General features: G+C 64.7%; 16 protein-coding genes. 13 read left to right on the forward strand and 3 right to left on the reverse strand.

Going from position 1 to position 15,722, the window contains the following annotated elements:
• The first annotated feature begins 301 nt into the window (after positions 1-301).
• From ccoN to hemN, 10 genes are all read left to right on the forward strand, one after another.
• Positions 302-1,741, forward strand: coding sequence for a cytochrome-c oxidase, cbb3-type subunit I (ccoN, locus tag DBO85_RS04765; RefSeq protein ID WP_108105774.1), 1,440 nt, complete (start codon positions 302-304; stop codon positions 1,739-1,741).
• Complete coding sequence (gene ccoO / locus DBO85_RS04770; RefSeq protein ID WP_108105776.1) at positions 1,741-2,352, forward strand: cytochrome-c oxidase, cbb3-type subunit II; 612 nt, start codon at positions 1,741-1,743, stop codon at positions 2,350-2,352. Before ccoN ends, ccoO begins: the two co-directional genes overlap by 1 nt.
• 6 nt (positions 2,353-2,358) lie before the next feature.
• Positions 2,359-2,547: a cbb3-type cytochrome oxidase subunit 3 gene (locus DBO85_RS04775; protein ID WP_108105777.1), complete on the forward strand. Its 189-nt coding sequence runs from the start codon at positions 2,359-2,361 to the stop codon at positions 2,545-2,547.
• Positions 2,544-3,536, forward strand: a complete 993-nt coding sequence (gene ccoP, locus DBO85_RS04780) for a cytochrome-c oxidase, cbb3-type subunit III (protein ID WP_108105779.1) — start codon at positions 2,544-2,546, stop codon at positions 3,534-3,536. The genes DBO85_RS04775 and ccoP overlap by 4 nt, the downstream gene beginning before the upstream one ends.
• A gap of 130 nt (positions 3,537-3,666) precedes the next feature.
• Positions 3,667-5,073 (forward strand): cytochrome c oxidase accessory protein CcoG, encoded by a 1,407-nt coding sequence (gene ccoG / locus DBO85_RS04785; RefSeq protein ID WP_108105781.1) that lies wholly within the window; start codon positions 3,667-3,669, stop codon positions 5,071-5,073.
• A 13-nt stretch (positions 5,074-5,086) separates the two neighbouring features.
• Positions 5,087-5,587, forward strand: a complete 501-nt coding sequence (locus tag DBO85_RS04790; RefSeq protein ID WP_108105783.1) for a FixH family protein — start codon at positions 5,087-5,089, stop codon at positions 5,585-5,587.
• Positions 5,588-5,624: 37 nt separating this feature from the next.
• Positions 5,625-8,051: a heavy metal translocating P-type ATPase gene (locus DBO85_RS04795; RefSeq protein WP_108105785.1), complete on the forward strand. Its 2,427-nt coding sequence runs from the start codon at positions 5,625-5,627 to the stop codon at positions 8,049-8,051.
• Positions 8,052-8,087: 36 nt separating this feature from the next.
• Positions 8,088-8,285: a cbb3-type cytochrome oxidase assembly protein CcoS gene (gene ccoS, locus DBO85_RS04800; protein WP_108105787.1), complete on the forward strand. Its 198-nt coding sequence runs from the start codon at positions 8,088-8,090 to the stop codon at positions 8,283-8,285.
• On the forward strand, positions 8,282-8,965 hold the full coding sequence (locus DBO85_RS04805; RefSeq protein ID WP_108105789.1) for a sulfite exporter TauE/SafE family protein: 684 nt from the start codon (positions 8,282-8,284) through the stop codon (positions 8,963-8,965). Before ccoS ends, DBO85_RS04805 begins: the two co-directional genes overlap by 4 nt.
• A gap of 106 nt (positions 8,966-9,071) precedes the next feature.
• Positions 9,072-10,454, forward strand: coding sequence for an oxygen-independent coproporphyrinogen III oxidase (hemN, locus tag DBO85_RS04810; RefSeq protein ID WP_108105791.1), 1,383 nt, complete (start codon positions 9,072-9,074; stop codon positions 10,452-10,454).
• A gap of 12 nt (positions 10,455-10,466) precedes the next feature.
• Here the strand turns inward: hemN and DBO85_RS04815 are convergent, their stop codons facing one another.
• Positions 10,467-10,922 (reverse strand): hypothetical protein, encoded by a 456-nt coding sequence (locus tag DBO85_RS04815; RefSeq protein WP_108105793.1) that lies wholly within the window; start codon positions 10,920-10,922, stop codon positions 10,467-10,469.
• Positions 10,923-11,109: 187 nt separating this feature from the next.
• On the opposite strand from DBO85_RS04815, the gene fnr reads away from it, so the two are divergent.
• Positions 11,110-11,844 carry a fumarate/nitrate reduction transcriptional regulator Fnr gene (gene fnr, locus DBO85_RS04820; protein WP_108105795.1) on the forward strand — a complete coding sequence of 245 codons (735 nt, stop codon included), beginning with the start codon at positions 11,110-11,112 and terminating at the stop codon, positions 11,842-11,844.
• A 57-nt stretch (positions 11,845-11,901) separates the two neighbouring features.
• Positions 11,902-12,450: an adenine phosphoribosyltransferase gene (locus DBO85_RS04825; protein ID WP_108105797.1), complete on the forward strand. Its 549-nt coding sequence runs from the start codon at positions 11,902-11,904 to the stop codon at positions 12,448-12,450.
• 6 nt (positions 12,451-12,456) lie between these two features.
• Here the strand turns inward: DBO85_RS04825 and DBO85_RS04830 are convergent, their stop codons facing one another.
• Together DBO85_RS04830 and DBO85_RS04835 are read right to left on the reverse strand one after the other, a co-directional pair.
• Positions 12,457-12,750 carry a hypothetical protein gene (locus tag DBO85_RS04830; RefSeq protein WP_146168166.1) on the reverse strand — a complete coding sequence of 98 codons (294 nt, stop codon included), beginning with the start codon at positions 12,748-12,750 and terminating at the stop codon, positions 12,457-12,459.
• A gap of 95 nt (positions 12,751-12,845) precedes the next feature.
• Positions 12,846-14,975 (reverse strand): zinc metalloprotease, encoded by a 2,130-nt coding sequence (locus DBO85_RS04835; protein ID WP_108105801.1) that lies wholly within the window; start codon positions 14,973-14,975, stop codon positions 12,846-12,848.
• 359 nt (positions 14,976-15,334) lie between these two features.
• Here DBO85_RS04835 and DBO85_RS04840 point away from each other — a divergent pair, with 359 nt between their 5' ends.
• Positions 15,335-15,721 carry a hypothetical protein gene (locus DBO85_RS04840; protein ID WP_108105803.1) on the forward strand — a complete coding sequence of 129 codons (387 nt, stop codon included), beginning with the start codon at positions 15,335-15,337 and terminating at the stop codon, positions 15,719-15,721.
• The last annotated feature ends 1 nt before the right edge of the window (position 15,722 follow it).

A 15,722-nucleotide genomic window follows, 5' to 3' on the forward strand; every position in this document is an offset into this window, starting at 1 on the left:
GAACGCCTGCGGCGCAGTGTCGCACTGCACGCCTTTTCCTCCTGCAATGCTCGGTCATATGGCCTAGACTGCGCGACAGTCGCCGCAGCGCAAGAACTCCAAGGCGATGCCTTCCTTAAGGTGGTGCCGTTCTGCACCCCATTGACCGCAAATGTGGCTCGGCAGAGTGCGCAAGACCTTGTATTTCGGCCGTTTTACGGCCTGCAGGCGGGGCCGGGCGTCGTTGCATTGGCAACCTGCTTTCTCCATACTTGCCGCCGTTTTTTGCCTTGTGAATGCCTCTAACCGTGGAACCCCTAAAATGAGTACAGCAATCAGTCAGACTGCTTATAACTACAAGGTGGTCCGCCAGTTCGCCATTATGACGGTGGTCTGGGGGGTCATTGGGATGGCGCTCGGCGTTCTGATCGCCGCGCAGCTGGTGTGGCCGGACCTGAACCTGAACCTCCCGTGGACCAGCTTTGGTCGCCTGCGGCCACTGCACACCAATGCGGTGATCTTCGCCTTCGGCGGCTGCGCACTGTTCGCCACGTCCTACTACGTGGTGCAGCGCACCTCCCATACCCGACTGATTTCCGACGGTCTGGCGGCATTCACCTTCTGGGGTTGGCAGGCGGTCATCGTACTGGCCGTGATCAGCCTGCCGATGGGCTGGACCAGCTCCAAGGAATACGCCGAGCTCGAGTGGCCGATCGACATCCTGATCGCCGTGGTCTGGATCACGTACGCGATCGTGTTCTTCGGCACCATCGTCAAGCGCAAGACCAAGCACATCTATGTCGGCAACTGGTTCTACGGTGGCTTCATCCTCACCGTGGCCATGCTGCACATCGTCAACAACCTGGAAATCCCGGTTACCTGGTTCAAGTCCTACTCGATCTACGCGGGTGCGACCGATGCCATGGTGCAGTGGTGGTACGGCCACAACGCGGTGGGCTTCTTCCTCACCGCAGGCTTCCTGGGGATGATGTACTACTTCGTGCCGAAGCAGGCCGAGCGCCCGATCTACAGCTATCGCCTGTCGATCGTCCACTTCTGGGCGCTGATCAGCGTCTACATCTGGGCCGGCCCGCACCACCTGCACTACACCGCCCTGCCGGACTGGGCCCAGTCCCTCGGCATGGTGATGTCGATCATCCTGCTGGCACCGAGCTGGGGCGGCATGATCAACGGCATGATGACCCTCTCGGGCGCCTGGCATAAGCTGCGCAGCGACCCCATCCTGCGTTTCCTGGTGGTTTCGCTGGCGTTCTACGGCATGTCGACCTTCGAAGGTCCGATGATGTCGATCAAGACCGTCAACGCCCTCTCCCACTACACCGACTGGACCATCGGCCACGTACACGCCGGCGCCCTCGGCTGGGTAGCGATGATCTCCATCGGCGCGCTCTACCACATGATCCCGAAGGTCTATGGTCGCGAGCAGATGCACAGCATCGGCCTGATCAACACCCACTTCTGGCTGGCCACCATCGGTACCGTGCTCTACATCGCCTCGATGTGGGTCAACGGCATCACCCAGGGCCTGATGTGGCGTGCGGTGAACGAGGACGGCACCCTGACCTACTCCTTCGTCGAAGCACTGGAAGCCAGCCACCCCGGTTTCGTGATCCGCGCGCTGGGCGGCGCCTTCTTCGTCGCCGGCATGCTGCTGATGGCCTACAACACCTGGCGCACCGTGCGCGCCGCCAAACCGGCCGAGTTCGACACCGCCGCCAAGATCGTTGAGGTAGCGCACTGATGAAACAGCATGAAGTAGTCGAGAAGAACGTCGGCCTGCTGGCTCTGTTCATGATCCTGGCCGTCAGCATCGGCGGCCTGACGCAGATCGTCCCGCTGTTCTTCCAGGACGCGGTCAACGTACCGGTTCAGGGAATGCAGCCGCGTACTGCGCTGGAACTCGAAGGTCGCGACATCTACATCCGCGAGGGCTGCGTCGGCTGCCACTCGCAGATGATCCGCCCGTTCCGTGCCGAGACCGAACGCTACGGCCACTACTCGGTCGCCGGTGAAAGCGTCTGGGACCACCCGTTCCTGTGGGGTTCCAAGCGTACCGGTCCGGACCTCGCCCGTGTCGGCGGCCGCTACTCCGATGACTGGCAGCGTGCGCACCTGTACAACCCGCGCAACCTGGTCCCCGAATCGAAGATGCCGGCGTACCCCTGGCTGGTCGAGAACAAGCTGGACGGCAAGTACACCGCGAAGAAGCTGGAAGCGCTGCGCGTGCTGGGCGTGCCTTACACCGACGAAGACATCGCCGGTGCCCAGGAGGCCGTCGCAGGCAAGACCGAGATGGACGCCATCGTCGCCTACCTGCAGTCGCTGGGCACTTCAATCACGAACAAACGGTAACGCATCATGGATATCGGGCTGATTCGCGGACTTGGCACCCTGCTGGTATTCGTCGCCTTCATCGGCGTCGTCCTGTGGGCCTACAACAGCAAGCGCAAGAGCAGCTTCGACGAGGCTGCCAACCTGCCCTTCTCCGACGAAGAGCCCGATTCCAGCGTGCGTGACGAGCAAGCTTCTAGGAGTAAGAACGAATGACCCAATTCTGGAGCTGGTACATCACTGCCCTGACCGTCGGCAGCTTGCTGGCGCTCACCTGGCTGATCTTCGCTACCCGCAAGGGCCAGCGCTCCGACACCACCGACGAAACCGTCGGCCATTCCTTCGACGGCATCGAGGAGTACGACAACCCGCTGCCAAAGTGGTGGTTCATGCTGTTCGTCGCCACCCTGATCTTCGGTGTCGGCTATCTGGCTCTCTACCCGGGCCTGGGCAACTGGCGCGGCGTACTGCCGGGCTACAGCTACCTGGACACCGAGAACAAGACCCCCTTCGCTACCGAGGCGCACCTGCCCGAGGAAGAGCGCAAGGGTGGCTGGACCGGCGTACACGAGTGGGAAAAGGAAATGCTCCGCGCTGACGCCGAGTACGGCCCGATCTTCCAGAAATACGCGAGCATGCCGCTCGAGGAGGTCGCAGCAGACGAACAGGCGATGAAGATCGGCGCGCGCCTGTTCACCAACTACTGCACCGTCTGCCATGCCACCTCGGCCAAGGGCGGCTACGGTTTCCCCAACCTCACCGACAATGACTGGCTGTGGGGCGGCGAGCCGGAAACCATCAAGAAGACCATCATGGAAGGTCGCCAGGCCGCGATGCCGGCGCATCAGGACATGCTCAGCGAGGCGGAAATCCGCAACGTGGCCGGTTACGTGCGCAGCCTCTCCGGGCTGAGTGACGAGGAAACCGATCCGAAGAACCTCGACCTTGCTGCAGGTCAAGAAGTCTTCGGCGCGCGTTGTGCAATCTGTCACGGCAATGACGCCAAGGGCAACCAGGGTATGGGCGCGCCCAACCTGGCTGACAAGGTCTGGCTGTACGGGTTCGAGTTTGCACAGATCCAGCAGACCATTCGTTACGGTCGCAACGGCAAGATGCCGGCGCAGAAGGACCTGTTGGGCAACGACAAGGTTCACCTGCTCGCAGCCTACGTCTATAGCCTCTCGCAGAAGCCGGCCGAGGAGTAATCCGAGGCTCGCCGCGACCCAGGGTCGCAGTCGGGCGGGACGCATCAGGGCGTACCATAGGCGGCAGGTATAAATACCCCGGACGGTATACACGACCGGGGAACCCACACCAAAGCCGTGGTACGCATTGATGAGCAACCAGATTCCCGTTCGTGACGTCACCCCCAAGCAGGTCGAAGCCGTCGACCTCTACGCCAAGCGCGAAAAGATCTACACCCGCTCCTTCAAGGGCATCTTCCGCAACCTGCGACTGGGTGGCGGTGCGCTGCTGTTCATCCTCTATTTCGGCACCGTCTGGCTGAACTGGGGCGACCGCCAGGCCGTCTGGTGGAACCTGCCGGAGCGCAAGTTCTACGTCTTCGGCGCCACCTTCTGGCCGCAGGACTTCATGCTGCTGTCCTGGCTGCTGATCATCTGCGCCTTCGGCCTGTTCTTCATCACCGTGTTCGCCGGCCGTGTCTGGTGCGGCTACACCTGCCCGCAAAGCGTGTATACCTGGGTCTACATGTGGGCCGAGAAGGTCACCGAGGGCGACCGCAACCAGCGCATGAAGCTCGACAAGAGCCCGATGAGCGCACAGAAGTTCCTGCGCAAGCTGGCCAAGCACAGCATCTGGCTGGGCGTGGCGCTGCTCACCGGGATCACCTTCGTCGGCTACTTCACCCCCATCCGCGAACTGGTGCCCGACCTGCTGACTCTCGAAGTCGGCGGCTGGGCAGCGTTCTGGATCGGCTTCTTCACCCTGGCCACCTACGGCAACGCCGGCTACCTGCGCGAACAGGTGTGCATCTACATGTGCCCCTATGCGCGCTTCCAGAGCGTGATGTTCGACAAGGACACCCTGATCGTCTCCTACGACCCGGGTCGCGGCGAGAAGCGTGGCCCGCGCAAGAAAGGCGACATGGACTACCGCAAGGAAGGCCTGGGCGACTGCATCGACTGCAAGATGTGCGTGCATGTCTGCCCCACCGGCATCGACATCCGTGACGGCCTGCAGATCGAGTGCATCGGCTGCGCCGCCTGCGTCGATGCCTGCGACAGCATCATGGACAAGATGGGCTACCCGCGCGGGCTGGTCAGCTACACAACCGAACACAATCTTTCCGGGCAGAAGACCCACCTGGTCAGACCTCGCCTGATAGGCTACGCCGTCGCGCTGATCGCCATGATGGGCTTGTTCGGCTACGCGCTGATGGAACGCAGCCTGGTCAAGCTCGACGTGATCAAGGACCGGGTGATGTTCCGCTACAACGAAGACGGCCACCTGGAAAACGCCTATACCCTCAAGGTGATGAACAAGGCGCAGCAGCCGGTGACCTTCGTCATCGAGGTCGAGGGCATGGACGGCCTGGTCTATCACGGCAAGCGCGAAGTCACGGCGCTGGCCGGGGAAGTCCTGCCGGTGCAAGTGGACCTGAGCCTCGACCCGAAACTGCTGCAGGCCAGTACCAATACCATCGTCTTCCATGTCCGGGCCAAGGACGACCCGCAAATCAGCAACCACACCGATAGCCGCTTCACCGGCCCGGTACGCTAGGAAAGATAGTCCCATGCAGTCCGAAGAGTTCATTGCGCCCTGGTACAAGCAGTTCTGGCCCTGGTTCCTGATCGGCATCCTGATGTTCGCCGTGGTCCTGGGCCTGTCGCTGCTGACCATATCGATCAAGACCGCGGACAGCCTGGTGGTGACCAACTACTACGATGCCGGCAAGGGCATCAACCAGTCGCTGGAGCGCGAGAACTTCGCCACGCGGCTGAAGATGCAGGCGCAGATCGAACTCGACGGCGAGCGCGGCCAGGCCCGGCTGCAGCTGTCCGGCGCCAGCGGCCCGCGCCAGCTGGTGCTCAACCTGATCTCGCCGACCCAACCGGAGAAGGACCGCCGCATCGTTCTGCAACCACTGGGTGGCGGTCTCTACGAGGGACTGCTGCAGGAAGCAGTGGTGGGTCGCCGCTTCGTCGAGTTGCTCGGCGATGAAGGTGGCAATGACTGGCGCCTGTTCGAGGAAAAGACCCTCGAAGAAGGTAAGCCGATCGACCTGAGCTACTGAGGTCGAAGGCCTTGCGGCCGCGATAGATCGCCCCAGCATGACCACTCCCCTGCCCTGCTATCACTGCGGCTTGCCGGTTCCTTCCGGCGGCCGCTTTCAGGCTCGCATTCTCGGCGAGACTCGCGAGCTGTGCTGCCCCGGCTGCCAGGCGGTAGCCGAGGCGATAGTCGCCGGCGGCCTGGAGAGCTACTACAGACATCGCAGCGAGAGCTCGGCCAACCCGGAAGCACTGCCCAAGGCACTTGGCGACGAACTTGCGCTGTTCGACCGAGCCGACGTCCAGCAGCCCTTCGTCAGCCACAGTGGCGAGCTGGCTGAAACCAGCCTGATGATCGAGGGCATCAGCTGCGCCGCGTGCGGCTGGCTGATCGAGAAGCACCTGCGCGCAATGCCGGGCGTGGGCGAAGCCCAGCTCAACCTGTCCAACCAGCGCCTGCGAGTACGCTGGGACGACGCCCGGCTGCCGCTCAGCCAATTGCTGCACGAGCTGCGTCGCATCGGCTACGCCGGCCACCCCTACCAGGCCGACCAGGCCGCGGAGCGCATGGCTGCGGAGAACCGTCGAGTCCTGCGTCAGCTCGGCGTCGCCGGGCTGCTGTGGATGCAGGTGATGATGGCGAGCATGGCGACCTGGCCGGAGTTCAACATCGATTTGTCCGCCGGCATGGACAGCATCCTGCGCTGGACCAGCCTGCTGCTGACCACGCCGATCGTCTTCTACTGCTGCACCGACTTCTTCCGCGGCGCGCTGCGCGACCTGCGCACCCGACACCTGACCATGGACGTCTCGGTCTCGCTGGCCATTGGCGGCGCCTATGTCGCCGGCATCTGGTCGACGGTGACCGGTGTGGGCGAGCTGTATTTCGACGCCGTCGGCATGTTCGCCCTGTTCCTGCTCGCTGGCCGTTATCTGGAGCGCCGCGCACGTGAACGTACCGCGGCGGCCACCGCACAGCTGGTCAACCTGCTGCCGGCATCCTGCCTGCGTCTGGATCAGGACGATCAGCCCGAGCGTATCCTGCTCGGCGAACTGGTGCTGGGGGATCGCGTACTGGTCCAGCCTGGTGCGCTGCTGCCGGCGGACGGGATCATTCTCAGCGGCCAGTCGAGCATCGACGAATCGCTGCTGACCGGCGAGTACCTGCCGCTGCCACGCGGTGAAGGCGACAGCGTCACCGCCGGCACCCTGAATGTCGAAGGCCCGCTGACCCTGCAGGTCCAGGCACTCGGCGACGACACCCGGCTGTCGGCCATCGTCCGCTTGCTCGAACGCGCCCAGGGCGAGAAGCCGCGCCTGGCGGAGCTGGCCGATCAGGTCGCACAGTGGTTCCTGCTGATCGTCCTCGGCGTCGCCGCGGTGGTCGGCCTGGTCTGGTGGCAGATCGATCCGCAGCGCGCATTCTGGATCGTTCTCGCGCTGCTGGTCGCCACCTGTCCCTGCGCCCTGTCGCTGGCCACCCCGACCGCCCTCACCGCTGCCACTGGGCGGCTGCACCAGCTCGGTCTGCTGATCACCCGTGGTCACGTGCTGGAAGGCCTGAACCGGATCGATACGGTGATCTTCGACAAGACCGGCACCCTGACCGAGGGACGCCTCGCCCTGAGCGCCATCCACCCGCTCGGGGCGCTGGATCAGGACGCCTGCCTGGCCCTGGCGGCAGCGCTGGAGAATCGCTCGGAACACCCGATCGCCCGCGCCTTCGGCCGCGCGCCGGTAGCTGCCGAACAGGTCGACAGCCTCCCCGGCCTGGGCCTGGAAGGCGTTGTCGCGGGTCGCAGGCTGCGCATCGGCCGAGCCGATTTCGTCAGCGCCCTGGCGGAGCAGCCGGCGCCACCGATACCCGGGCAGAACGGCCAGTGGCTGCTGCTCGGCGACAGCGACGGCCCGCTCGCCTGGCTGGTGCTGGACGACCGCATCCGCAGCGATGCCGCCGCCCTGCTCGACGCCTGCCGGGCGCGCAACTGGCAGGTAGTGCTGCTGTCCGGCGACAGCTCGCCGATGGTCGCCGAGGTGGCGCGCACGCTGGGCATCGCCGATGCCCGCGGCGGCCTGACCCCGGACGCCAAACTCGAGGTGCTTCGCCAGCTGCACAGCGAAGGTCGCTCGGTGCTGATGCTCGGCGACGGCGTCAACGACGTGCCGGTACTCGCCGCCGCCGACATCAGCATCGCCATGGGCAGCGCCACCGATCTGGCCAAGACCAGCGCCGACGCAGTACTCCTGTCCAACCGCCTGGACAGCCTGGTGGAAGGCCTTGCGGTGGCCCGCCGCACCCGCCGGATCATCATCGAGAACCTGACCTGGGCCAGTCTGTACAATGGCCTGATCCTGCCGTTCGCCGCCGTCGGCTGGGTCACCCCGATCTGGGCCGCGCTGGGCATGTCGGCAAGCTCGCTGCTGGTGGTGCTCAACGCCCTGCGTCTGAGCGCAGGCGGCGACCAGCCCAGGTCGCGCCACAGCTGATTGAATACCCTGTACACCAATCCCCCCGGAGGTTCCATGGCCGCGCTCTACGTAATGATCCCGATCGCCGTGATCATCGTCGCCCTGGCCATCTGGCTGTTCTTCTGGGCGGTCGACAGCGGTCAGTACGACGACCTCGACGGCCCGGCCCACAGCATCCTCTTCGACGACGAGGACCCGCGCCATCAGGCCGGCGTGGATGAAGCCCAGGACGACAAGGACCCCAGGGCGTGATCGAGCTGACGCCGCTGCTGCTCTCCGCGCTGGTGCTTGGCCTGCTCGGTGGCGGCCATTGCCTGGGCATGTGCGGCGGACTGATGGGCGCGCTGACCCTGGCCATTCCGCCGGAGCAACGCGCGCGCCGTTTCCGCCTGCTGCTGGCCTACAACCTCGGGCGGATTCTCAGCTACAGCCTTGCCGGACTGCTTCTCGGCCTGGCCGGCTGGGCAATCGCCAGCGGTCCCCTGGCGCTCGGCCTGCGCATCGTCGCCGGCCTGCTGCTGATCTGCATGGGCCTGTACCTGGCCGGCTGGTGGAGCGGGCTGACCCGTATCGAGGCTCTCGGTCGCGGCCTGTGGCAACACATCCAGCCGCTTGCCGGACGCCTGCTGCCGGTCAGCAGCCTGCCGCGCGCGCTGCTGCTCGGTGCACTCTGGGGCTGGCTACCCTGCGGGCTGGTCTACAGCACCCTGCTCTGGGCCGCGAGCCAGGGTGACGCCATCGACAGCGCCCTGCTGATGCTCGCCTTCGGCCTGGGCACCTGGCCGGTGCTGCTGGCCACCGGTCTTGCCGCCGAACGCCTGACCGCCCTGCTGCGCCGGCGTGGCGTGCGCATCGCCGGCGGTGTGTTGGTGATCCTGTTCGGCCTGTGGACCCTGCCCGGCCCGCACCAGCACTGGCTGATGGGGCACTGAGGGGCTCAAGGGCAGGCAGTCAGCCCGGTTTGATACAGGTCAAGATGCCGCAGTCGGCCAGTCCCTAGACTGCCAGCCACTGACCGTATAACCGGGGACGCCCCCAATGCCTGACGCCATCCGCTGGGACACCGATCTGATCCGCCGCTATGACCTGGCGGGGCCGCGCTATACGTCCTACCCCACCGCCGAGCAGTTCAACGACAAGGTCGGCTCCTTCGATCTGCTGCACGCGCTGCGCGACAGCCGCAAGGCGTTGCGGCCGCTGTCGCTTTACGTGCACCTGCCGTTCTGCGCGAGCATCTGCTACTACTGCGGCTGCAACAAGGTGATCACCAAGGACCGCGGGCGCGCACAGCCCTATCTGGAACGTCTGCAGCGCGAGGTCGAACTGATCGCCTGTCATCTCGACCAGCGCCAGCACGTCGAGCAGCTGCACCTGGGCGGCGGCACCCCGACCTTTCTCAGCCACGACGAGCTGCGTCACCTGATGGGCATGCTGCGCCAGCACTTCACCCTGCTCGACGACGACTCCGGCGACTACAGCATCGAGATCGATCCGCGCGAGGCCGACTGGTCGACCATGGGGCTGTTGCGCGAACTGGGCTTCAACCGCGTCAGCCTCGGCGTGCAGGATCTCGACCCCGAGGTGCAGCGCGCGGTCAACCGCCTGCAGACCCTCGACCAGACCCGCGCCATCGTCGAGGCAGCGCGCACCCTGCAGTTCCGCTCGCTGAACATCGACCTGATCTACGGCCTGCCCAGGCAGACGCCGGCAGGCTTCGAGCGCACCCTGGCCGAGGTCATCGCGCTGCAGCCGGACAGGGTCTCGGTGTTCAACTACAACCACCTGCCGGAGCACTTCCTGCCACAACGCCGGATCAATGCGAGCGAGCTGCCGAGCGCAACGGACAAGCTGGCGATGCTCGAACGCAGCATCGAGCAGCTCACCGAGGCCGGCTACCGCTACGTCGGCATGGACCACTTCGCCCTGCCCGACGACGAGCTGGCCACCGCCCAGGAAGACGGCACCCTGCAACGCAACTTCCAGGGCTACACCACCCATGGCCATTGCGACCTGGTGGGGCTCGGGGTGTCCTCGATCAGCCAGATCGGCGATCTCTACTGCCAGAACCACAGCGACATCAACCTGTATCAGCAGAGCCTTGGCAACGACCAGCTGGCGACCGTGCGCGGCCTGATCTGCAACCAGGACGACCGCATCCGCCGCGCGGCGATCCAGCAGATCACCTGCGAATTCCAGCTATCGTTCAGCGAACTGGAAAAGACCTACGACCTGGACGTGCACGAGTATTTCGGCGAGATCTGGCCACAGCTGGAGCAGCTGGCTGCGGACGGACTGATCGAGCTTGCGGCAGATCGCCTGGTAGTGCTGCCGCCAGGCCGCCTGCTGGTGCACGCGCTGTGCGTGCTGTTCGATCGCTACCAGCCGCACCTGGCAACGCCGCGGCTATCGCAGGTCATCTGAGATCCGCGGGGGTCAACTGACCAGCAGAGTGGAAACCTGCTGCATCTGCTCCTTGGACAGGTCGCTTTCGCGGCTGATCTTGGTCAGGTTGGCGGTCGCCGAAGTCAGCGCACCATTGAGAGTCGAGATCTCGTTGCGCAGCGCTTCGAGCTTGAGCCGCCTGGCTTCCGGGTCCATGCCGGCATCGCTCATCAGCGCCTGCAGCTGCGCCTGTTTCTCGGCTATCTGCGCCTTGAGTTCGCGGATCATCTTCAGCAGGTCGCGCACGCTGGAGGGCAGGCCGCTCTCGTCGATGTCCTTGTTCCCGTCCTGTTCCCGGGCCCTGGCAGACAGGTTGCGACTGGCAGCGGAAAGGCTTACCCGCGCGCTGTCGCGCCAGTCCTCAACGGGGGCGCCGCCCGCTTCGGCCGTCTGCCGCTGCATGCGCCGGGTAAGGTTGGCCAGGGGTGTCGCGGGGTCGATACGCACATCAGGCTCCATCAGTCATGCGAATGCCTGTCTGTCGGCAGCCAGGCGCCAAGCTTGAGCCCAGCCCGCAGTGTCGCTGCCAGAGCGCCCTGCGACCTTCGCCTTAGTAAGTGCTTTTGGCTAGCTGGCGCCAATGTCCTTGGGGTAACCTTGCGCACATTGCGTGTTTATCCCAGGAAGCCGCCCCATGTCCGAGTCCAACAAGATGCGCGCCCTGCCCCAGGCGCACTGCAAGGACTGCAGCCTCTCCGCGCTGTGCCTGCCGCTGTCGCTGAACCTCGAGGACATGGATGCGCTGGACGAGATCGTCAAGCGCGGACGCCCGCTGAAGAAGGGCGACTATCTGTTCCGCCAGGGCGACGTTTTCAGCTCGGTGTTCGCCGTGCGCTCCGGCGCGCTGAAGACCTTCAGCCTGAGCGACGGTGGCGAGGAGCAGATCACCGGCTTCCATCTGCCGAGCGAACTGGTCGGCCTGTCCGGCATGGACAACGAGCTGTATCCGGTTTCCGCCCAGGCGCTGGAAACCACGTCGATCTGCGAAATCCCCTTCGACCGCCTCGACGACCTGTCGGTGCAGCTGCCGCAATTGCGCCGCCAGCTGATGCGCCTGATGAGTCGCGAGATTCGCGACGACCAGCAGATGATGCTGCTGCTGTCGAAGAAGACTGCCGACGAGCGCATCGCCACCTTCCTGGTCAACCTGTCGGCACGTTTCCGCGCCCGCGGCTTCTCCGCCAACCAGTTCCGTCTGGCGATGTCACGCAACGAGATCGGCAACTACCTGGGGCTGGCGGTGGAAACCGTGTCCCGCGTCTTCACCCGCTTTCAGCAGGCCAATCTGCTCGCGGCCGAAGGCAAGGAAGTTCACATCATCGACCCCATCGAGCTGTGCGCCCTCGCCGGCGGCAGCCTCGACTCCTGATCGACGGGCGCAGACAGCGCCCGTCTTCCTTCATCGCCGCAAGAGAAGCCTGCCCCGATGATCTTTGACGAATTCGCCATCAAGTCGCAGATCCGCGCGGTCACCGACTTCCCCAAGCCCGGCGTGACCTTTCGCGACGTCACCCCGCTGTTCCAGTCGCCGCGCATCCTGCGCATGGTCATCGACAGCCTGGTGCAACGCTATGTGGAAAGCGACTGCAGCCACATCGGCGCCATGGATGCCCGTGGCTTCCTGATCGGATCGATCCTCGCCTACCAGCTCAACCGCCCGTTGGTGCTGTTTCGCAAGTCCGGCAAGCTGCCGGCCGACGTGCTCGCCGAGACCTACAGCACCGAGTACGGCGAAGCCAAGCTTGAGGTGCACGCCGACAGCCTCTGCGAAGGTGACTCCCTGCTGCTGATCGACGACCTGATCGCGACCGGCGGCACCCTGGTGGCCGCCGCCACCCTCGCCCGGCGCATGCGTGCCAGCGTGTACGAAGCCGCGGCGATCATCGACCTGCCCGAGCTCGGTGGCTCGCGCAAGCTGCAGGACATGGGCATTCCCACCTTCACCCTGACGGCATTCGCGCTCGACGAAGCCTGAGTCGGATCAATCGCCACGACGGTAACGCACGCTGCGGCCGTCGGCATCGGTGATGCGCAGTTCATCCCCGACCAGTTCGAAGCGATAGCTGACCACCTCGTCGTTGGCCGTCGACAACGCCAGAGTCGTCGGGCCGCGAATTTCCCAGGTCCCCTGATCCCACCAGGTGAAGGCTCCGGCCGGCTCCGCAGTTCCGACATACAGCCCGTTTTTCTCGAAGCGCAGCGTCGCCGCGTACTGTTCCGCGCCCGTGGTCTGCTCCTGCTTGCGCCAGTTGCCTGGCAAATCCGCCTGGTGCACCACTGCAACCTCCTGACATCCGCAGAGAAGTACCGCCACGCACGGCGTGGCGGCAAAGGGTCGCGCGTGCGGCACACACCACACGCGCGAATCACTCACTTGGCGCTGGCCAGCCTTGCAGGCTTGGCTTTCGGTCTGCGCGCCAGCGCACCGGAGCCGTCCGACAACAGGCGCGCGATGCTCTCCTGCTCGTCGGCGCTCATCACCGTGCCCTTGCTCAGCAACGCCTCGGCCGCCTTGATATCGGGTTTGCGCTTCATGAATCCGCGAGCCCGTCGCTTGCACTCGATGGCTGCGAAGTGCGGGCGCAGCACCGGCGAGTCGAGCGCTGCCTGAATAGCCTCGATGCCGTCAGTCAGGTGATCGCCGCCTATGGCCAGTACCAGGTGCGCATCCGGTGTACCCAGTACCTTGTGCGCAGCGGCCGCGTGTTCGGCATCCACCGCCGCGGTAACCATGACACTGGCACTGCCCTCAAGGTGCGCAATCATCCCGTCGACGTCCCAATGCACCTCGACCTTGACCTCATGGATACCCGAGGTACCGAACAGCGCACCTTCCGAGCCACGCATCAGCGTCATGGCGTTCTCGATCCGCTCGCCCGGCTCGAGGAGGCAGAACGGCGACTCTTCGATGCAGTGCATCAAGGTGCGATAGCTGCGCACGTTGCCGCTGGGATCGCTGACGCTGCCACTGACGAATTCGCTTTTCAGGCTGAGGTTGGCAGGTACCAGCAGGGGCACCTCGCCGCGATTGATCAGCGCCAGCGACACGCGCACCGGCGCGCCAAGGGGAACCTCACCGAGCAGCGCCTTGACCTCCAGGTGCAGGCCGAGCACATCCGCCTCCAGATCGGTTGGAGTGATCGCCGGGGTATTGTTCGACGCACCGCCAAAGGCGACCGAGCCCGGACGTACGAACGGATCGGGATAGTGACGCAGCTGCTTGAGGTTGTCCGGATGGAACGACCATTGGATGTTCGCCGGAAATGGTGTTGCCGGCGTGGCGCCGGCAGCGATCACGTCGCTGGTGCACATGAAGCCGAAATCGGCGGAATTGTGATAGAGCCCCATGGCGTGCCCCAGCTCGTGCACCGCCGTACGGAAATACGGCGCCGCGGCGGCACCGAAGCGCTGGCCGCTGACCGTCCCCCAGCCAGCCGAGATGGTCCAGTGCGAGGCGATCCCGACACCCTCGCGCGGCACGTTGTTCGAGTCGCTGCCACCAGCGTCGTACATGATCCCGCGCGGCGTTGAGTCGATGTTCTTGACCGCAAGTATGTGATAGCGCCACTCGCTGTCCAGATTGACCACCGCCCGCCGGGCCAGCATCGCCGCATGCATCTCCGCATTCGACCAGGACGCCCCACTCGGCTCGGCAACGTTGACGTCACTCAGGTGCAATGTGGTCTGCCAGCCAACGGCATTCATCACCGTCGCCCAGGTGTGACCGGCACCACTCTGAGTCGGCCGCTCGGAGCCGCTGACAGTGTCGATTTCCACCGTGCAACGACGCAGGAAGGTCGACAGCCAGCCCATCGTCAGGCGCCCGACAATCTGATTGGCGGCGTTGCGCACATCTCCCTCGGCGTAATCGGAAGGCGATGGATAGCCGGCAGGGCCGTTCATACGTACCATCTGCGCAGTCAGGGTGCTCTCCTTGACCCAGCTGTTGGGGGCGTTGAAGCGCCACATCTCGAAGCCAAGACTGAAACTGTTACCGGCGTAGAAATACTCCGGCAACGCAGTCACCCGCAGGTAGTAGCGGTAACGCCCGCGCGCCAGGATCGGGATGCCCGACGCGGGGTTGGGCCCGGCCAGCATGATCGGTTTGAGCTGCATGTTCGCGGGGCTGAGCCCGCTCGCCTCGAGAATCGGCATGGGTGACGCGAACGGCACCGGCAGGAAGATCACCGGCCGCTGGTAAAGATCGCCGCTGGCGGTACGTCCCTCGCTATGCGCCTCGACCCGCAGCGTGCCGTCATAGGAAACCAGCGCTCCCCCGTTGGGCCGGTAGTTGAGTAGCCAGCAGCCCGCCCGCAGACTGCGCAGCTGCGGAAAGATGATCTGGCCGGGACTCGTCAGGCCGGGACTCACCAGCCCGGGCTGAATGCCTGCAATGCTGGCGTTGCGCACGACGTTATCGTCGGACTGCCCCTCATCGGGAAGCCCCGCGAGCAGATCTGGCAGAGGAGGGAAACTCGGATTTTCAGGCAGGTTGGACATGTCGAACACTCCTATTCAACGAGGACTGGCTTACCTGCCCGCACATCCAATTCCACTACACGATCCGGTACGCCGTCCCTGGGTTTGATCCCTGGATGGGTTGGCGCCATGCGACCGCGTGACACATAGCGGATCGTCAGTATGGAAAGCCCCTGGCGATTGTAAAACGCCGCCTGTCCGCACGCTCGCGCCGTGCCTGTTTGCTCTGGACGATAGAGCCCGGTGCCTGCAAAAACGCATGGGGCGCGGGTTTATTGCCAGTTGCCAGCCCATTTCGCGCGCAATCTGTCGCTACCAGAAGCTGGCCCACCCTGCTGACGCAGGCTAACCTGCGCGCCTTCCAGTCCGGGACCAAGACCATGCCACGCCTGCCGACAATCCTCCTGCTGCTGTCGCTGGCTGCCTGCCAGAGCAGCGAGCGGGTCAGCCGCGAGCAGATGCTCACGAGAATCGATGCGCGCGTTCAACTGCCGGACAGCCACTACAACCTGCTCTGGTATCAGGGCACCACGCGCGACCGGCATCACTTCAAGCACATCCGAGGCTACTTTCTCGACGAAGTGATCTTCATCGTCGACGCACAGCAGTTGCCGATCGCGCAGCCGCGCGCCTACTCGCGCGACAGCACGCGCTGGCTAAGTGTCGAGCGAATAGGCGATCGCTGGCAGGCTGCGCGCAAACACGCTGAAGGCTGGCAGGTCGAGCGCTGCACAGACGAAGAACGCCAGTGCCTGCGTCTGGACTGAG

It is taken from the genome of Pseudomonas mangrovi, assembly GCF_003052585.1.
Lineage (GTDB): Bacteria > Pseudomonadota > Gammaproteobacteria > Pseudomonadales > Pseudomonadaceae > Aquipseudomonas > Aquipseudomonas mangrovi.

What these genes read in the sequence shown, in the direction of transcription:
- DBO85_RS04795 (WP_108105785.1), top strand. Translation starts at nt 5,625, where the DNA reads ATGACCACTCCCCTGCCCTGCTATCACTGCGGCTTGCCGGTTCCTTCC.
- DBO85_RS04825 (WP_108105797.1), top strand. Translation starts at nt 11,902, where the DNA reads ATGATCTTTGACGAATTCGCCATCAAGTCGCAGATCCGCGCGGTCACC.
- ccoG (WP_108105781.1), top strand. Translation starts at nt 3,667, where the DNA reads ATGAGCAACCAGATTCCCGTTCGTGACGTCACCCCCAAGCAGGTCGAA.
- hemN (WP_108105791.1), top strand. Translation starts at nt 9,072, where the DNA reads ATGCCTGACGCCATCCGCTGGGACACCGATCTGATCCGCCGCTATGAC.
- ccoO (WP_108105776.1), top strand. Translation starts at nt 1,741, where the DNA reads ATGAAACAGCATGAAGTAGTCGAGAAGAACGTCGGCCTGCTGGCTCTG.
- ccoN (WP_108105774.1), top strand. Translation starts at nt 302, where the DNA reads ATGAGTACAGCAATCAGTCAGACTGCTTATAACTACAAGGTGGTCCGC.
- fnr (WP_108105795.1), top strand. Translation starts at nt 11,110, where the DNA reads ATGTCCGAGTCCAACAAGATGCGCGCCCTGCCCCAGGCGCACTGCAAG.
- ccoS (WP_108105787.1), top strand. Translation starts at nt 8,088, where the DNA reads ATGGCCGCGCTCTACGTAATGATCCCGATCGCCGTGATCATCGTCGCC.
- DBO85_RS04775 (WP_108105777.1), top strand. Translation starts at nt 2,359, where the DNA reads ATGGATATCGGGCTGATTCGCGGACTTGGCACCCTGCTGGTATTCGTC.
- ccoP (WP_108105779.1), top strand. Translation starts at nt 2,544, where the DNA reads ATGACCCAATTCTGGAGCTGGTACATCACTGCCCTGACCGTCGGCAGC.
- DBO85_RS04835 (WP_108105801.1), bottom strand. Translation starts at nt 14,975, where the DNA reads ATGTCCAACCTGCCTGAAAATCCGAGTTTCCCTCCTCTGCCAGATCTG.
- DBO85_RS04840 (WP_108105803.1), top strand. Translation starts at nt 15,335, where the DNA reads ATGCCACGCCTGCCGACAATCCTCCTGCTGCTGTCGCTGGCTGCCTGC.
- DBO85_RS04790 (WP_108105783.1), top strand. Translation starts at nt 5,087, where the DNA reads ATGCAGTCCGAAGAGTTCATTGCGCCCTGGTACAAGCAGTTCTGGCCC.